This is a genomic window from Methylotuvimicrobium sp., from assembly GCF_050611805.1.
Classification (GTDB): Bacteria; Pseudomonadota; Gammaproteobacteria; order Methylococcales; family Methylomonadaceae; genus Methylotuvimicrobium.
Map to the genome: position 1 here is coordinate 1 of NZ_JBNGHF010000054.1, position 15,813 is coordinate 15,813.

General features: G+C 49.2%; 12 protein-coding genes. 6 read left to right on the forward strand and 6 right to left on the reverse strand.

Going from position 1 to position 15,813, the window contains the following annotated elements; genetic code table 11:
* Positions 1-189 precede the first annotated feature (189 nt).
* The 3 genes from ACRJJO_RS18615 (at position 190) to ACRJJO_RS18625 (ending at position 5,251) form a co-directional block, all read left to right on the forward strand.
* Positions 190-3,699, forward strand: a complete 3,510-nt coding sequence (locus ACRJJO_RS18615) for a DUF748 domain-containing protein (protein WP_431067119.1) — start codon at positions 190-192, stop codon at positions 3,697-3,699.
* Positions 3,700-4,086: 387 nt separating this feature from the next.
* Positions 4,087-4,713: a hypothetical protein gene (locus tag ACRJJO_RS18620; protein WP_431067120.1), complete on the forward strand. Its 627-nt coding sequence runs from the start codon at positions 4,087-4,089 to the stop codon at positions 4,711-4,713.
* A 1-nt stretch (position 4,714) separates the two neighbouring features.
* A complete protein-coding gene (locus ACRJJO_RS18625) occupies positions 4,715-5,251 on the forward strand; it encodes a hypothetical protein (RefSeq protein WP_431067121.1) in 537 nt (178 codons plus the stop codon).
* Positions 5,252-5,665: 414 nt separating this feature from the next.
* On the opposite strand, the gene fae is transcribed toward ACRJJO_RS18625, so the two are convergent.
* The 5 genes from fae to ACRJJO_RS18650 form a co-directional block, all read right to left on the reverse strand.
* A complete protein-coding gene (fae, locus tag ACRJJO_RS18630; protein WP_404360253.1) occupies positions 5,666-6,175 on the reverse strand; it encodes a formaldehyde-activating enzyme in 510 nt (169 codons plus the stop codon).
* A gap of 312 nt (positions 6,176-6,487) precedes the next feature.
* A complete protein-coding gene (locus tag ACRJJO_RS18635) occupies positions 6,488-7,366 on the reverse strand; it encodes a fructosamine kinase family protein (protein WP_431067138.1) in 879 nt (292 codons plus the stop codon).
* A 420-nt stretch (positions 7,367-7,786) separates the two neighbouring features.
* A complete protein-coding gene (locus ACRJJO_RS18640; protein WP_431067122.1) occupies positions 7,787-8,461 on the reverse strand; it encodes a transaldolase family protein in 675 nt (224 codons plus the stop codon).
* Between the two features lie 440 nt (positions 8,462-8,901).
* Complete coding sequence (locus tag ACRJJO_RS18645) at positions 8,902-9,546, reverse strand: response regulator transcription factor (protein WP_341327802.1); 645 nt, start codon at positions 9,544-9,546, stop codon at positions 8,902-8,904.
* Positions 9,543-10,892, reverse strand: a complete 1,350-nt coding sequence (locus ACRJJO_RS18650) for a sensor histidine kinase (protein ID WP_431067123.1) — start codon at positions 10,890-10,892, stop codon at positions 9,543-9,545. Before ACRJJO_RS18650 ends, ACRJJO_RS18645 begins: the two co-directional genes overlap by 4 nt.
* Before the next feature lie 122 nt (positions 10,893-11,014).
* Here ACRJJO_RS18650 and ACRJJO_RS18655 point away from each other — a divergent pair, with 122 nt between their 5' ends.
* Positions 11,015-11,488: an SRPBCC family protein gene (locus ACRJJO_RS18655; protein ID WP_431067124.1), complete on the forward strand. Its 474-nt coding sequence runs from the start codon at positions 11,015-11,017 to the stop codon at positions 11,486-11,488.
* 392 nt (positions 11,489-11,880) lie between these two features.
* Positions 11,881-13,545, forward strand: a complete 1,665-nt coding sequence (gene ettA, locus ACRJJO_RS18660; protein WP_404360248.1) for an energy-dependent translational throttle protein EttA — start codon at positions 11,881-11,883, stop codon at positions 13,543-13,545.
* A 395-nt stretch (positions 13,546-13,940) separates the two neighbouring features.
* On the opposite strand, the gene ACRJJO_RS18665 is transcribed toward ettA, so the two are convergent.
* A complete protein-coding gene (locus ACRJJO_RS18665; protein WP_431067125.1) occupies positions 13,941-14,120 on the reverse strand; it encodes a hypothetical protein in 180 nt (59 codons plus the stop codon).
* A gap of 1,031 nt (positions 14,121-15,151) precedes the next feature.
* Here ACRJJO_RS18665 and ACRJJO_RS18670 point away from each other — a divergent pair.
* A complete protein-coding gene (locus tag ACRJJO_RS18670; RefSeq protein WP_431067126.1) occupies positions 15,152-15,727 on the forward strand; it encodes a YbhB/YbcL family Raf kinase inhibitor-like protein in 576 nt (191 codons plus the stop codon).
* Positions 15,728-15,813 lie beyond the last annotated feature (86 nt).

Genomic DNA, 15,813 nt, shown 5'->3' on the forward strand with positions numbered 1-15,813 from the left:
TTTCCTCTTTCCTCTTTCCTCTTTCCTCTTTCCTCTTTCCTCTTTCCTCTTTCCTGCTTACTGCTTACTGCTTACTACTTACTACTCACCGCTCTCTGCAAACTAGCCACTACAATTCTCCCCCCAATCCTCTTTTGAGGTATAAAATAACGACAACCACTATATTTTTCATGGCGACGCGGAGGCCGAATGAATACCGCTGTTTTATTAGAACGGATACAAAATGGATTACGAAACCGGACCAAAACCATTGCAGTCCTTTCGATCTTATTTGCATTGTATGCCCTCGCCGGCTTTTGGATCGTGCCGGCCGTTCTGAAAAACCAACTCCCTAAAATCATCCACCAGGAAATCGGACGCGAGGCCGCTGTCGAAAAACTATCGATCAATCCATTCACGCTGGAAATGGCTGTCAACGGCTTCGAATTGAAAGAAACCGACGGACAAACATTCGCGTCATTCAAAGACCTTTATATCGATATCGCTGGCTTCGATTCAATTACGCATTTTAAGCCTATCATCGAGAAAGTTTCCTTGACCGAACCCTTCGTCAGAATCGCCAAAGACTCTGAAGGCATATTCAATTTCGCCGATTTGACCGAAGCGGACCCGGAAGAACAACCTATTGAAGAAAATACCGGAATATTTGCGTTTCGACTACGCGGCCTAGCCGTTTTGGAAGGATCTGTCCTTTGGGACGATCTTCAACTGGCCGAACCGCAAAAAGAAACTTTCGGCTCGATTAACCTATCGCTGAGCGAACTCAATTCGGTCGATTCCGAACCTGCCCCGCTGCAATTTTCTTTTATTTCGGACTCGAATACTACGCTCGATTGGCAAGGCTCGATCACACTCAAGCCCCTACAATCGCAAGGCTCGATTAAATTGGAACAAGTCGGATTAACTCGAATCGGACAGCTTTTTTTACAGGAAATCGGCGATATCAAAGTCGACGACGGCGAACTGAATCTTTCGGTCGACTATACGTTGAATACCGAAGAGGACGGTATAACCGCAGCAATCAAACCCATCCGGTTCGGCGCCGATAATCTCAAACTCAAAATCGCCGCAGAACCCGGGCAAAACTCCGATATCGAGGCTAAATCACTCAAGTTTGATGCTAATTACGAGCTGACGATGTCCAATGACGAGATAACGCTCAAGACTACGACACCGAACCAACTCAACGTCGATAATCTCAGCCTAAATATCCCCACGGAACCGGGACAAAGAGCCGATATTAGCGTTAAATCCGTCGGATTAGGCACCGACTTCACACTGACAACGGCCAATGGCGAATTAAAAGTCAACACCGATACCGCTAAACTGGCACTCGACACATTCAACCTAAAACCTTCCAAGCCTTCCGCCGACATCCCGGAACTATCGGCGCATAAAATGGCTTTCGATGCCGTCTATACAGCCGAAAGCAATGAACAAGGTCTCAAACTGAACATAGATCAAAGCCGATTCGATCTCAACAAACTAAAAATGGCCTTCAAGCCACATACCGAAATGCTCGAAGCCGAATTGAGCCGTTTAACGATTGCAGCCGATGTAACGATAGCTCCTGACATGGCCGTTCAAATCGAAAAAGGCAAAATAGATCTTAGCGAACTCCAATTCGGGGCTGACGGGCAAGATAGCGAACTCATCGACATTCCGGCAATAGCAGCTAGCGGCATCATGGCCGATACCGCTAAACAGCGCATCCATATCGCGTCGCTGACATCGAAAGGCGCGAAGCTGAAAGCCTGGCTCAACCCGGACGGTCAATTCAACTATCTAGCTCTATTCGGTGACGAAAGCACCGAAAAAACCGATCCGCTACCGGCACCTGATAATAAACCCTGGAAATTCGCGCTCGACTCGTTCACTATCGACGGCTATCAAATAGCGTTTACCGACAAAACTCAAAAAACACCGGCTCCGATCACTTTGTCTGATCTTACCGTCGGCATCGAGCACCTAACGGATCAAATCGATCAAAAATCACCGGTTCGTTTACAGTCAAAAATCAACGAAACCGGCTCAATCAATATCAAAGGTCAACTAGCCCCTACCCCGCTATCGGCCGACCTCGAACTCAAAATCGATGCGATCGCGCTAAAAACTTTCCAACCCTACTTGGAAAGTCATGTTCGTTTGGACCTCATAGAAGGCGATTTTTCCGCTCAAGGTCAGGCTTTATTGGCAATCGATGAACAACAGGACGAGCTGGACTTGAAATTTCAAGGCGATGCTCATATAGACAGGCTGTTAACTCGCGATAAAGTTCAACGCCGGGACTTCGTCAAATGGCGCAAGCTTGATCTCGGCAGTATTTCGATTGACCTAGCGGCTAACCGGTTCATTTTTGAAGACATCCGCTTCGATCGGCCTTACATTCGCGTATTGATCAAAAAAGACGGAACGACGAACTTCAACGATATCGTCTTAGCGACCGAAACGCCGGAAATCGAACAGCCCGAAACCGAATCCGAATCCGACAGCCCAATCCATTACCATATCGGCCGAATCGAAGTCAAAAGAGGCTTGTCCGACTTCGCCGACTACTCGCTGATACTGCCTTTCGTCACACAAATGAATAATCTTAATGGCGTCTTGTCCGGCATTTCGTCCCAGCCCGGCGCTACCGCCGAACTGTCGCTGCAAGGCAAGGTTTATAATTTGGCCAGTGTCGGCATTGCCGGCAATTATCAAATGGACAGCGGCGATTCAGCGATCGAACTCAACTTCAAGGACATGCCGTTGCCGCTGGTCACGCCCTACATGGCTCAATTTGCCGGTTATAAAATCGAAAGAGGTCAAATGTCGCTGGATCTCAAATACACGATCGACCAAGGCAAACTCAACGCACAGAACAATCTGTTCATCGATCAATTCACGCTCGGCGAGAGAATCGAAAACCCCGATGCGGTATCGCTACCGTTGAATTTAGCGATTGCCTTACTGAAAGACTCCAAAGGGCAAATCAATATCGACTTACCTATTACCGGAAGTCTCGATGATCCGGAATTCAGCGTCGGCTCGTTAGTAATGAGAGCGCTCGGCAACCTGATAAGAAACATCGCCACATCACCGTTCAGAGCCATCGCATCGATGTTCGACGCGGAACAGGATTTAAGCGCTATCACTTTCGAACCGGGCAGCACCAAAATCACAGAGACCGAAAAAGCCAAGCTCGACGCATTGGCCAAGGCATTGAAAGACAGACTAGCCCTCAGATTGGAAATCAAAGGCGCCGCTTTCGAGGCTCTGGACTGGCCGGCGCTGCGCTCGGAAGCGCTTAACGATCAACTGAAATCGATGAGAGCGAAAGAACTCAGAGCGGAAGGTAGAAGAATCCGCGCGGAATATGTCACGCTATCCGAAGACGAGGAACAGCGTTTGCTGGCACAACTCTTCATCGAAAAATTTCCGATGCTGGCCGACTACACGCTCTTCGGCAGACCGAGATTGAAAAATCCCGAACAAGGCGACTTTTATGAGATCGCTCGGAAAACGCTCGAGGCGACCTTGGAACCCGATCAACAACGACTAAACGACTTAGCAGTACGCCGAGCCGGAGCAATACAAAACTACCTGATTGCCGAAGGCGGTATCCCCGGAAACCGGATATTCCTACTCGCGACAGAACTGAATCCGGTTAGGAAAGAGCCAGGCATCACTGCGACGCTGAGTTTGGGTACGCGGTAAGCGAACGAGAAATAGTCCGCCCTACAAAGGAAAAAACGCGTCAACTGCTCTTTTTAGGTTTATTTGTCAGAAATCCTAAGTAACGTTCATGAAGGCCTAGCCATCGCCCTGGCAAATGAAAGTTCTCTGGTGGGGAGGGTGCGGTCACTCGCCCGACAGGACGCCGTGAATACGTCCATGTAGGCTCGACGGCGGCGACTGATTGCCATGGATGGCATGAATGCAGATTTTGCAGGAGCAAAAATCTGCCCTGCCGCCGACGCCTGTCGATCGAGCAACCGCACCCTCTTCAGAACCGGAATTGCCAGAACGGGGATTTGTATATCGAAAAATTAGATAATTGGTCTAAATCTATGAACTTTCACAGTAAGATTTAGCGCCGAATAAATGCCTAGAACTCTGCGCATTTTTATTGCCTTGCATCAAAATGATATCATTCCACAACTAACTTCATTATCGGAAAAAATCATGCAAGCACTGACAGACCGAGAGCTTTATAAAGCCCTCGAATACGCCAAAAGCATCGACGAGACAACCGGAAGAAAAATCATGGCCGACTTCCAAACCGACCAGACGATGCTCGCGCAGATGCTGTTCGGTATTTTTCCCGGCATCATTGCCGAGCAGAATCAAGACATGGCGCATTTATTCATGGATTTGTGCTTCGACTTGCTCTGCGTATTTCAAAAAGCCTTCGGCCCACTGCCCGCGCAAAACGAACTCGATATCGATTGGCTTCAAAAACAAGCGATGCTACTCGATACCGAATTGCAAGCCGTGAAGAAAAATCAAGACATGGACGAAAAAATCCGGAACTCGTTGCAACAAAGAATGATTTCAAGAACACACAATGAAACTCCGCAATCCGGGCTCATTGCATTTATGAACGCAGCAGTCGATGATTATGCCTCGGAAAACCCAAGCCGGGTACCTGCCACACAAATCACGCAAGCGCTGATTCTGGTTGCAATCCGCCTATTCAATAACCTCTACACGCATGCTCGGCAATCCTGATATGTCGGATATTATGAAATTAACGGTCGGCGAACGATTCGATCACAATTTGCCTGACGAAGGCATGAGCGTAATTCTGGTCAACGGCACCCCGGTGCTGACCTTTAATTTTTCGCTGAATCGACAACAAATCGATGCCTTTTTGAATGGCTCGTGTTCGTTCGGCCTGTTTACCGAGAACGATGCGCTGTTTTTTTTGTTTAAGATCGATAATTTTCTGGAATGGTCGGACCTAGCCTTCACAATTCACTTAGCCGGCGATGAAACTGTCGCAACCGACCCGGGCTATCTGCCTTTCAATCTGGTATTGGTCGATTCGGCTACAAGCATCATCAAAGGCTTGCGCGTCGTTACCACAACGCCGGAATTCGGCGCCATACTGGCAGACATCACCGAACAGCAAGCCAAGCAGCCATTCGATACGATTGCTTACTACAAAACGATCGGAGACATTTACGAAAAATACCCGTTGGCCAGCGACATGTTGAAAAAAGCGCTAATCGTCGAGGAAGGCGGGATTACATTACCGAAACACTAAAGCTTAACCGAATATCGGGCAGTTCTCGTCTTTTATCGTTTGGATTGCGAGGAGGATACTGCCATTAGGTTAAGTCGTAGGGTGCGCATCGCGCACCTTTCCAAGGCGCCTAACCGCCGACAAGAGGCCCCGACCCAGGTGCGCGATGCGCACCCTACACCTCACTGCCATTAAATTAAGGAAACCCGTCATTCCGCCATGGATGGCAGGCTTTTGAAGCGCATCGAGCTCGAATGCCGGCATGACTTATTCTCTGACGGCTTAACTTAATGGTAGTGGATTAAGAGAGGGGGGAGCCATCCATGGCATCGAATCTTACTATGTGGCTCCTTCACATTATCCTTCGAGTCAATGCAAACCGGCTATCCTGTCGATTTGTCCCGCCATCCCGGCCGGAAACGGTCAACTTTTTCCTTAATTTGCCGCAAATGGATGCGTCGCAGTCGCTTTGCCCGAAACCACTTCCTGAGCGGTTGGAGAACCGGCAACGGCACGCTCGATTGCTTCTTTAGTCGCTTCGTAGTTGTATTGTTGAATTTTGGCGTCGTCTTCAGCCATCCAGTGGATAAAAACACCTACCGAAATAAACAGATTGTCGGCTTCGTCGGCAGGAATAATGCCGCTTTCGACCGAATCAGCAACCGCCATCGCCACGCCGCGCTGAGCGGGTCCGAACATTTGGACGGCTTGCTTGGAACCTTTGATCGTGACCTTATTGAACATTACGGTCGCAGGTTTTACCATCAAGTTAGGGGCAACAACAGCAAGCAAGCTGGAGAAACCGTCTTTGTTGTTTGTCAGGCAATTTGCGAAAGCGGTTTCGGCAGCCGAACCGCGTGGGCCGATAATCAGATCGATGTGTGCGACTTCGTTGCCGTCGCCAACTAATGATTCGCCTACGCGTAAATTACTGATTTTTGCCATGCTTGTTGACTCCTTAAAAATAAAGATGAACAGAGTTTGATAATTAAACTGAAACCTAATACGGCACATTCCGCTTAAGTTGTGAGGCATTGTAATGCCGATTCCTTTCAGGCACCTTTCATCGAGTTTTTAGCACCGTTGCCCGGATGGAGCGTAGCGCAATCCGGGATGGGCGAGGCCACGAATTCCCCGTATTCCGCTGGCGTTGCATACGGGCTACGCCCTAATCGTTATCAAACCAGCATCGATTGCCGGTATTTCCGAGCGAGGCAGGGTATTCAACACACCCCAAACGTTTCGGCCTGCTTCTCCTTAAATTTCGGCCAGCATTTGCCCGATCATCGCTTCGGCACGGCTCAAGTAACCCGAACCGAATAAATTAAGATGATTCAAAATATGATAAAGATTATAAAAAGTCTTTCGAACCCTATAACCCGGATCTTCCGGCAAAACCTCATGATAAGCCGCATAAAAATCCCGGCTAAACCCGCCGAAAAGCTCGGTCATCGCCAAGTCTGCCTCGCTGTCCCCGTAATAACAGGCCGGATCGAAAATTACCGGCGCCCCGCCGGCCTCGACAGCGGCATTTCCGCCCCATAAGTCGCCATGCAACAAAGACGGCTTAGTTCGGTAAATGTCGAACAAGGCATCCATATCCGCCAAAAGTCGCTCGCCTTGGCTTTGCAACCGGCCTTGATAACCGTTTTTCGCCGCCAATCGTAACTGAAAGCCCAAACGCTGCTCGCGCCAGAAACCCGGCCAATCGTCGTAACGGCCGTTCGGTTGTAGCGTACTCCCGATCGTATTGTCTCGATGCCATCCGAAATAAGGCCGCTCCGCACCATGCAGTAACGCTAATTGCCGCCCTAATTGGCGCTCGGAACGAGAATTCGAAGAAGCGAACTTGATATGTTCTAAAACCAAAAACGACCGCTGCTCGGTTTGCCCGCACACGACCGGTTCGGGCACCCTTATCGTCCGCGTGCCGGCTATTTCTCTTAAGCCTTCGGCTTCGGCCTCGAACATATCGAACGAAGCTGGACGATTCAATTTTACGAAATAAGTTCGTTCTTCACTCCTCAAACGGTAAGCTTCATTGATATCGCCGCCGCCGACCGGACGGGCTTCCGTTACCGAAAAAGGCCGCCCGGTCGCCTGTTCGATTTGCTCGGCGATTGCTTGCCAATTCATCGTCATTGTCGTCTCTCCGATTTGATTGAATTGCAGAACCAAAGATGTTACCGATCGCAACGCCTCTGCGGAACGGGTTATTTAACCCATCCTAAGTCGCTGAAAGTTTGATAGGCTGCTAGGTAGGATGGGTAGAGCGGAACGAAACCCATCATGGAAAGTCATGACAGCCATTGTAACAAATCGCGGGTTGGTTAATGGCTGCGTTATTAAAACCGTACCTGCGCTCAAACAAAGCGATGAGTCTCCGCTTCGCTGCTACCCACCCTACGGCACTACAGCGCCAAAAGTTTGATCGTTAATGTAGGGAGGAGCGGAAACGGTTTAGCGGTTCTTTGCTTGATGCGTATGATTTGTACCCCCCCGTACGCCCATGAAAAAGAAAATAGAGAAGCGCGCGCATAACGCCGGATTCATGCGTCAACTTTCAAACGACAACTGATTACCAAACACATTGCACCAATCCAAATCGAATTGCGCGACTGCGGGATTCACCGCCGGATGCCCCAGCATTTGTTCGGCAATCTCGATCGGCAGAGTAATAGCGTTCACCCCCGCAGTTAACACATCGAGTACTTGCCGAGTGTTCTTGAAACTAGCCGGCAACAATTTACACGACAATTTTTGGCGATCGAGCAAATTTTGTAAATCGGCAACCACTTGCGGCCCATTCTCGCCCATCGCATCGATTCTATTGACATAGGGCGCCAGATAATCCGCTCCGCACAGGGCCGCTAAAAAGCCTTGCTGAACGCTATAGATAGCCGTGGCCAGAACCGCTATCTCATCGACTTTGATTTTTTTGATTGCGGCTAAACCGGTTTCGTTGGCCGGCACTTTCACGACAATATCGTAAGGTAAATCCTGTAAGCGTTTCGCTTCCTCGACCATGCCATCGACAGTCGAACTAACGACCTGAACATGATAACGAGCTTCGGGACCTATCAATTCGGCCAAATTCAATAATAATTGATTCAAACCAACCCCGGACTTGGCAAGGATCGATGGATTAGTCGTCACGCCCTTGACCGGCAAGCAGTCGTGAAAGCGAGCAATTTGCGCGGTATCGGCGCTATCGAGATAGAGTTCGAACATAAATTTAAAAATCGAGTTGAAAAAATGACCGCTCGGCAGTCGTTAGATTAAATTGCTCGCTTTGACCACTGTCAAAACGTTTAAGAAGGGGTTACAAACCTATACGCATCAAGCTAAGCAAAAATCCTCGCGGCTAAATCGCAACGAACCTCTTCCGGCGATTCTAAACAGCGTAGCCCGGATGGAGCGTAGCGCAATCCGGGCTACGCGCTAGGCGTAGGGTGCGCATCGCGCACCTGGATCGGGAACTAATGGGTTTGGCGCCGTAAAAAGGTGCGCGATGCGCACCCTACAATTCGTTTTGAGTTTTTAAGTGTTTCCTGTAGCGGGGCAACTATTACTCTGCGGGACGGTTGCAAACCCCGTCTTGCCAAAGTTACAGGACAAGACCGGTATGCATTCCCACGCTGGAGAGGTGGGAACCAGGAAACTCAAACCGCTCAATTTTTCATCAAGCCCAAAATCACCGCAATGTGCGCCAGTTCCGCCAGCGTAGAAACTTTGAGCTTATTTCTAATTTGCGTGCCGTAATTGGCGACCGTTTTGTAGCCCAAACAAAGCTCTTCGGAAACTTTGTGTACCGTCATGCCTTTCGCAAGTAAGCGGAATACATCGAATTCCCGGGCCGAAAACGCCTCGATAATTGCATGGTAATCCATCACATCCGACTTTCCGGTTTGATCCTTGAGTAGACCATCTTCGATGTAAATTTCGCCATTTGCGATATGCTCTATTGCCATCGCAAGATTGGCCGCCGCACTGTTTTTACTGATATAGCCTTTGGCTCCGGCCGCAATGGCTCTATTAACATAGACCTGTTCATCATGCACGCTAAACACCAAAATCTTAGCCTTACTATCGCGTTGACAAATACGCCGTATCGTCTCCAGTCCGCCTAGGCCGGGCATCGATAGATCCATCACGGCGACATCGACTGCATGTTCCTGCATCAATTGAATCGCCTGCTCCCCTCGATCGGCCTCGGCAACGATTTCGATCGTATCTCGCGTCCCGAGCAACATTCGAAACCCCGCGCGCACAACCGCATGATCGTCGACTAAAATAATTTTGATTTTACTTTTCATAGAATAGGTATCGTTGCGCTAACTGCCATGCCCTGACCGGGTTGCGAGCGGACGCTAAGCTCGCCATCGAGCGACTTAATCCTTTCTTGAATGCCTCTGAGCCCGAATCCTGACGATATCCGATTGATATCGCAACCGCGCCCGTCATCGGCCACCTCCAAATGCAAACAATCACGATTTTCGCCTAAAATTTCCAGTACTATTTTAACGTGTTTGGCCTCGGCGTGACGGATTGTGTTGGTCAAACATTCCTGAATGACACGAAATATCTGTATCGCAACATTTTGATCAAGCGAATCCAACTCGTCCGGACACTCAATGGTCAAATTCAGCCAAGGGTTTCTTTCCGACCAATGGTTGACCATATCTTCGAGCGTGGCTTTCAAGCCTAATTCGGTCAAAATCAATGGATGCAATTGATGCATCATCGAGCGTACGATAGCCATCAAATGATCGCAGATATGGCTGATCGACTCTGTAATTTGACGGGTATCGGCTTTTTCATGCGCAGCAGTGACCGCCATGACCTTGATTGCCGTCAACGATTGACCCAATTCGTCATGTAATTCCTGCGATAAACGCCGGCGCTCCTCTTCCTGAATTTTCAACGAATGCTTGGTTAAGGCACGATTTTCCTCACGAGTATTATCGAGCACGCCGGCCATATGATTAATCGCCCCGGCGATACTATCGTATTCCTGAATCGAAAACCTCGGCAACACATCCCGATATTGTCCGGTTTCGATACGCCTGAGACCATCGACAATCGTATCGATAAATCGCAGGGTTTTATGCAGGGTTTGGTGTACCGCCAAAAAGATCAATATAATCAATAAGCACAGGGTAATAAAAAAAGCGACCGTTTCATGCCAAACCTCGACAGTCTCATCCATCGGATTCGGCTGAATAATCAGCATCAATGCCTTGCCGTCGGCCATCACGATTGGATAGTGCGTTTCGGCATAATCGGCGGTAACCAAACTTACAAACCAACCCGGAGGCATGTCGGGCTGGTCTTCACTTTGCAGCGAACGGGTCACTTGAATCGTTTCACCGGTCGGTTGCTGAACGCGGATATCCAAATGGCGTGTTTCTCGTAAAGCGCTAAGCCAATAAATCCAATCCGACTCCTTCATGGTTGCGGAGGCCGGTTTCGAAAATCCGAATTTAACCAATTGCAATGCCAGGTTTAGAGAAGAGCCGACTTCTTCAGTGACCGCCTCCCGAGCCCGCCAAATCGCGATCGAACCGCCTAGTATCAATATACAGACGAATAAAAACAAAATTCTGATAATTAGTTGGAAACGTAAGCTCATCTTGGCCGAAACTAGGTTAAAACATATCATTATCAATTCGTATAACCCGTTACACTATAGGAAAATTTCATTTTTTCAGTTTATTCTAAATCCATCCAGCATCAGAGATTATACCGATCGTAGACCAAAATGCGGCACCGGAGCCTGTCATTATGCCCGACTTTTCATTAAGCACCACTTGGCTCATTCCGTCGCCTATCGAAACGGTGTGGTTCTATCTGATCCGCCCCGAAACTTGGCCGGATTGGTGGAGATATGTCGATTCGGTCGAAAACATCTCGTCCGGCGCATCGAAGATTCCTAATAATAAACGGCGCATTTATTGGAAAACACGCCTACCCTACCGATTAGTCATTGAGTTGACCGTTACACGCGCCATTGAGCATCGCTACCTCGCGGTGAAGGTTCAAGGCGACTTGGTCGGATCGGGACATTGCCGAGTTTCGGGCAATGCCGAGTCGACTCGGCTCGAATTCGATTGGCACGTCGCAACCTGCAAACCGTGGATGAACCGCTTTGCCTTTCTTTGCCGGCCGATATTCGAATGGAACCATGCTCAAGTCATGAAGGCAGGCGAACGTGGATTAGTCTATTTAACGACACTTAAAAATTCATCGATAACGTGAAATAATAAGGAACGACCAATTCCATTGTAATTGTTCAGACCCTTCGTAAGTATTCAGTCCACCTCTTTGAGAAAGAGGGGCTAGGGGAGATTATACCTTTCGCACTTCAAATTTGGGCGATGCTTAAGGAGGCATTGGGGTGATCGGCCCCTCACCTAACGCTAGGTAAGGGGCCAGCATGGATGCTGGCATAGAGCCTACATGGATGTATTTACGGCGTCCTTTGACGGTCGCCCCGGTGCCGAATTTTGATCTACGATGAGTATATTTAAATAAATCCCCTCAATCCCCCTTTTTCAAGGGGGAGCTAACAATTACAACTGAATTGCAGTAATTTGCCAGCGGGGTCTGAATACTTACATTCCACTCACATACCGGAAATCCATCACAAAATGGCTCAATACATATATTCAATGAACCGGGTAGGCAAAATTGTCCCGCCCAAAAAATATATCCTAAAGGATATTTCGCTATCCTTCTTCCCCGGCGCCAAAATCGGGGTGCTGGGCTTGAACGGCTCGGGCAAATCGACGCTATTACGCATCATGGCCGGAATCGACAAAGATATTGAAGGCGAAGCGATCCCGCAAAAAGGCATTCATATCGGTTACTTACCACAAGAACCGCAACTCGACCCTAACAAAACCGTGCGCGGCAACGTCGAAGAAGCCGTAGCGGAAATCAAAGCGATACTGACCCGATTCGACGAAGTCAGCAACGCCTTTGCCGACCCCGATGCCGACTTCGATGCCCTGCTGGCCGAACAAGCCGAACTCCAAGATAAAATCGAAGCGGCCGGCGCTTGGGAACTAGACCGTAAGCTGGAAATCGCTGCCGATGCGCTACGCCTGCCGGATTGGGACGCCGATGTCACGAAACTATCGGGCGGTGAAAAACGCCGCGTCGCATTATGCCGACTGTTGCTATCCAACCCCGACATGCTGCTGCTCGACGAACCGACCAACCACTTAGATGCCGAATCGGTCGCATGGCTGGAACGCTTTCTACACGATTACTCCGGCACCGTCGTCGCGGTCACGCATGACCGTTACTTCCTCGACAACGTCGCCGGTTGGATTCTGGAACTGGATCGCGGACAAGGCATCCCTTGGGAAGGCAATTATTCGAGCTGGCTCGAACAAAAAGAAAAACGTTTGGAACTGGAAGAACGCCAGGAATCTTCCCGAATGAAATCGATGAAGGCCGAATTGGAATGGGTACGTTCCAACCCGAAAGGCCGCCATGCGAAAAGCAAGGCTCGCTTGGCGCGCTTTGAAGAACTATCTTCGCAAGAAGCGCAAAAACGTAACGAAACCCAAGAAATTTATATTCCACCCGGCCCTCGCCTCGGCGATATCGTGATTCACGCCGATAACATCAACAAGGGATTCGACGATAGATTACTGATTAACGACTTGAGCTTCAAACTCCCGCCGGGCGGGATTGTCGGAATCATCGGCCCGAACGGCGCCGGTAAGACGACACTGTTCCGTATGATGGCCGGATTTGAACAACCCGACTCCGGCACCGTGACAATCGGTCAAACCGTACAACTGGCCTATGTCGATCAAATGCGCGACAACCTAGACCCGAACAAAACGGTTTGGGAAGAAATTTCGGACGGCCTCGACATCATCACGGTCGGTAAATACGAAACGCCATCGCGCGCCTATGTCGGCCGCTTCAACTTCAAAGGCGGCGACCAACAAAAACGCATCGGCGATTTGTCCGGCGGCGAACGCAACCGCGTGCATCTGGCCAAGCTATTGAAAAGCGGCGGCAACGTCTTGCTGCTCGACGAACCAACTAACGATCTCGACGTCGAAACCCTGCGCGCACTTGAAGAAGCGCTCCTGGCCTTCCCCGGCTGCGCCGTGGTCATTTCGCATGACAGGTGGTTCCTAGACCGGATCGCGACACACATGCTGGCCTTCGAAGGCGACAGCCAAGTGGTCTGGTTCGAAGGCAATTACGCCGATTACGAAGCCGACCGCCATCGCCGTTTAGGCACCGATGCCGACAATCCGCACCGGATCAAATACAAGAAATTGACTTAATCGGCCCGATAAAGATAGCAAACGGCAGCGCCGAGTATATATACCCTTCGCACTTCAAATTTCGGCAGTGCCTTAGGAGGCACCGGGGTGCTCGGCAAAGGCTTTGCCAGCATGGAGCTGGCATAGAGCCTACAGGGACGTATTCACCCAGCACCTAAATTCCATAACTCAATGGCCATGATTAATTGCGTTGGATAATTTAGGTGCTGGGTTCACGGCGTCCTTTGACGGGCACCCCGGTGCCGAATTTTGATCTCCGATAGGTATATTTCCCATGCTCTGCGCTCGCCGTCATGATCACCTGGGGAGAACGGCGTTTTCCTCGTTTCCACGCGGTCCTCCGTGGGAACCAGAAATGCCATCACGACCCCGCAACATTTCGGCCGCATCGATAATCACATCCAAGCCATGCGCCATTCCGTGAGTACCAACTTACCCGCAACAAACTTAATTTTAAGGCCGAACAAATCGGCAAACACATCATCACGCGGTTGATTGAAAAAAAAACCGAGATCGACGCCGTTAAGAATAACGGCCGTCTTACTCTCTCTGCCGCCATGCGCCACAATATGCACCTTGAACCTAAAGAAATCAGTTGAGCATTCTAAATCCCGTTCGCCCTGAGCCTTGTCGAAGGGTGGCTGACAGGATTCAGAATGCTTACTAAGTGGGGAGCGTCTAGAATCCTGTCAGCCTTACGGTAAGCAAATCTTTCCAGCATTCCAAAGCGCCGATAATCTTCTTAATTCTTTATTGAACCGACGGTAAGAAAAATAACCCGATCTCTTTTGCTTTTTAATTGGTAGTTATTTTAATGCGCGCTTGACCACGACTGACCACGACTTTTATAAGGTTTCATCCGAAAGGCGCTTAAATGCAAGGCAAACGCGTTAAAAATACTTTTCCTCATTTCCCAAGGCCCTCCATCACTACCATTAAGTTAAGGGGAGCCCGTCATTCCGCCAAGGATGGCAGGCTTTTAACCTAAAAAGATCATTTGAGTATCTCAAACTATCGTTCGCCCTGAGCCCTTCGGCTACGCTCAGGAGAGCCCTGTCGAAGGGTGAACGGTAGTTTGAGGCTTCACCAGGTCGGTGAAAGTATTGTAGACCCTTCATGCTTCGACTTGGCTCAGCACGAACGACCTACAACACATGCCAACTGATCTTTTTAGGATAATGACGAATTACGCGCGATTCTTAAAATCATTTCACGAAAATCGGCTAAGTCTCACTGTTGATTAGTTAATTTCAGTTACCCACAAAACCTGTGGATAACTCTGTGCATATCTTGATGATGAATGCTTCGATGCCGCGCAATTATTACGGTTTTGTTAAATTGATCATTTTTTATACAAGTCTCATATTTTCATTAAATCAATAACTTACGAATCAATTCCGATTTCTGTAAGTCCTTGATTTATGATTTTCGCCCCAAAAATCGCTTAATTCGCTTGGTGTGTATAAGCCAGTTATGGTCAAATTATTTTTTGATTTTTTTGCAATCGAAAAGCCTTGACAGGCTCCGAATTAACGAAAAGCTTGCCGGACACGAGCCGACGGTTTATGTTGGGCGTTAAGAATTTCACATAACGAGGAGATTCCCGATGCCTAGACAAGCTATTTCCGTTTCTTTTTGCTTGCTGTTATTGTTGTTGAGCCTGATAACCGTCTGTTCTTACGGTCTCGCCGCCGCCGAAGGAGCCCAAACCATGAGCCTTAAACTTCAATCCCCCGATTTCAACGAACACGGCCCGATCGCCAAAACTTTCACATGCGACGGAGACGATATCTCACCGGCATTAACTTGGTCCGGAATACCGGCAAACGCCAAAACGCTGGCGCTGATCGTCGATGATCCCGACGCGCCGGACCCGGTAGCCCCGAAAATGACCTGGGTACATTGGGTGCTCTACAACATCCCGTCCACAGCATTGGAACTTCCGCAAGGCGTTGGCGCCGATGCGTTGCCCGAAGGAACCTTGCAAGGCAAAAACGACTGGAAACAAACCGGCTACCGGGGGCCATGCCCGCCGATCGGCCGGCACCGTTATTTTCATAAACTCTATGCCTTAGATATCGAACTACCGAACCTCAATGAGCCCACTAAAGCCGAACTTGAACAGGCGATGCAAGGACATATTCTCGACAAAGCCGAATGGGTGGGAACTTACGAACGATAGCTATAAAGTTAGCTAATATTTTGACTATATAAAAAGCCGGGCGCTCAGTCTTGCCGATGGGATCATCGGAAACGCCCGGAATAAAC

Bases quoted from the DNA above. Each gene is read 5' to 3' on its own strand.
- ACRJJO_RS18620 (WP_431067120.1), top strand. From the start codon at position 4,087: ATGCCTAGAACTCTGCGCATTTTTATTGCCTTGCATCAAAATGATATC.
- ACRJJO_RS18645 (WP_341327802.1), bottom strand. From the start codon at position 9,546: ATGAAAAGTAAAATCAAAATTATTTTAGTCGACGATCATGCGGTTGTG.
- ACRJJO_RS18670 (WP_431067126.1), top strand. From the start codon at position 15,152: ATGCCTAGACAAGCTATTTCCGTTTCTTTTTGCTTGCTGTTATTGTTG.
- ACRJJO_RS18640 (WP_431067122.1), bottom strand. From the start codon at position 8,461: ATGTTCGAACTCTATCTCGATAGCGCCGATACCGCGCAAATTGCTCGC.
- fae (WP_404360253.1), bottom strand. From the start codon at position 6,175: ATGGCAAAAATCAGTAATTTACGCGTAGGCGAATCATTAGTTGGCGAC.
- ACRJJO_RS18625 (WP_431067121.1), top strand. From the start codon at position 4,715: ATGTCGGATATTATGAAATTAACGGTCGGCGAACGATTCGATCACAAT.
- ettA (WP_404360248.1), top strand. From the start codon at position 11,881: ATGGCTCAATACATATATTCAATGAACCGGGTAGGCAAAATTGTCCCG.
- ACRJJO_RS18615 (WP_431067119.1), top strand. From the start codon at position 190: ATGAATACCGCTGTTTTATTAGAACGGATACAAAATGGATTACGAAAC.
- ACRJJO_RS18655 (WP_431067124.1), top strand. From the start codon at position 11,015: ATGCCCGACTTTTCATTAAGCACCACTTGGCTCATTCCGTCGCCTATC.
- ACRJJO_RS18650 (WP_431067123.1), bottom strand. From the start codon at position 10,892: ATGATATGTTTTAACCTAGTTTCGGCCAAGATGAGCTTACGTTTCCAA.
- ACRJJO_RS18635 (WP_431067138.1), bottom strand. From the start codon at position 7,366: ATGAATTGGCAAGCAATCGCCGAGCAAATCGAACAGGCGACCGGGCGG.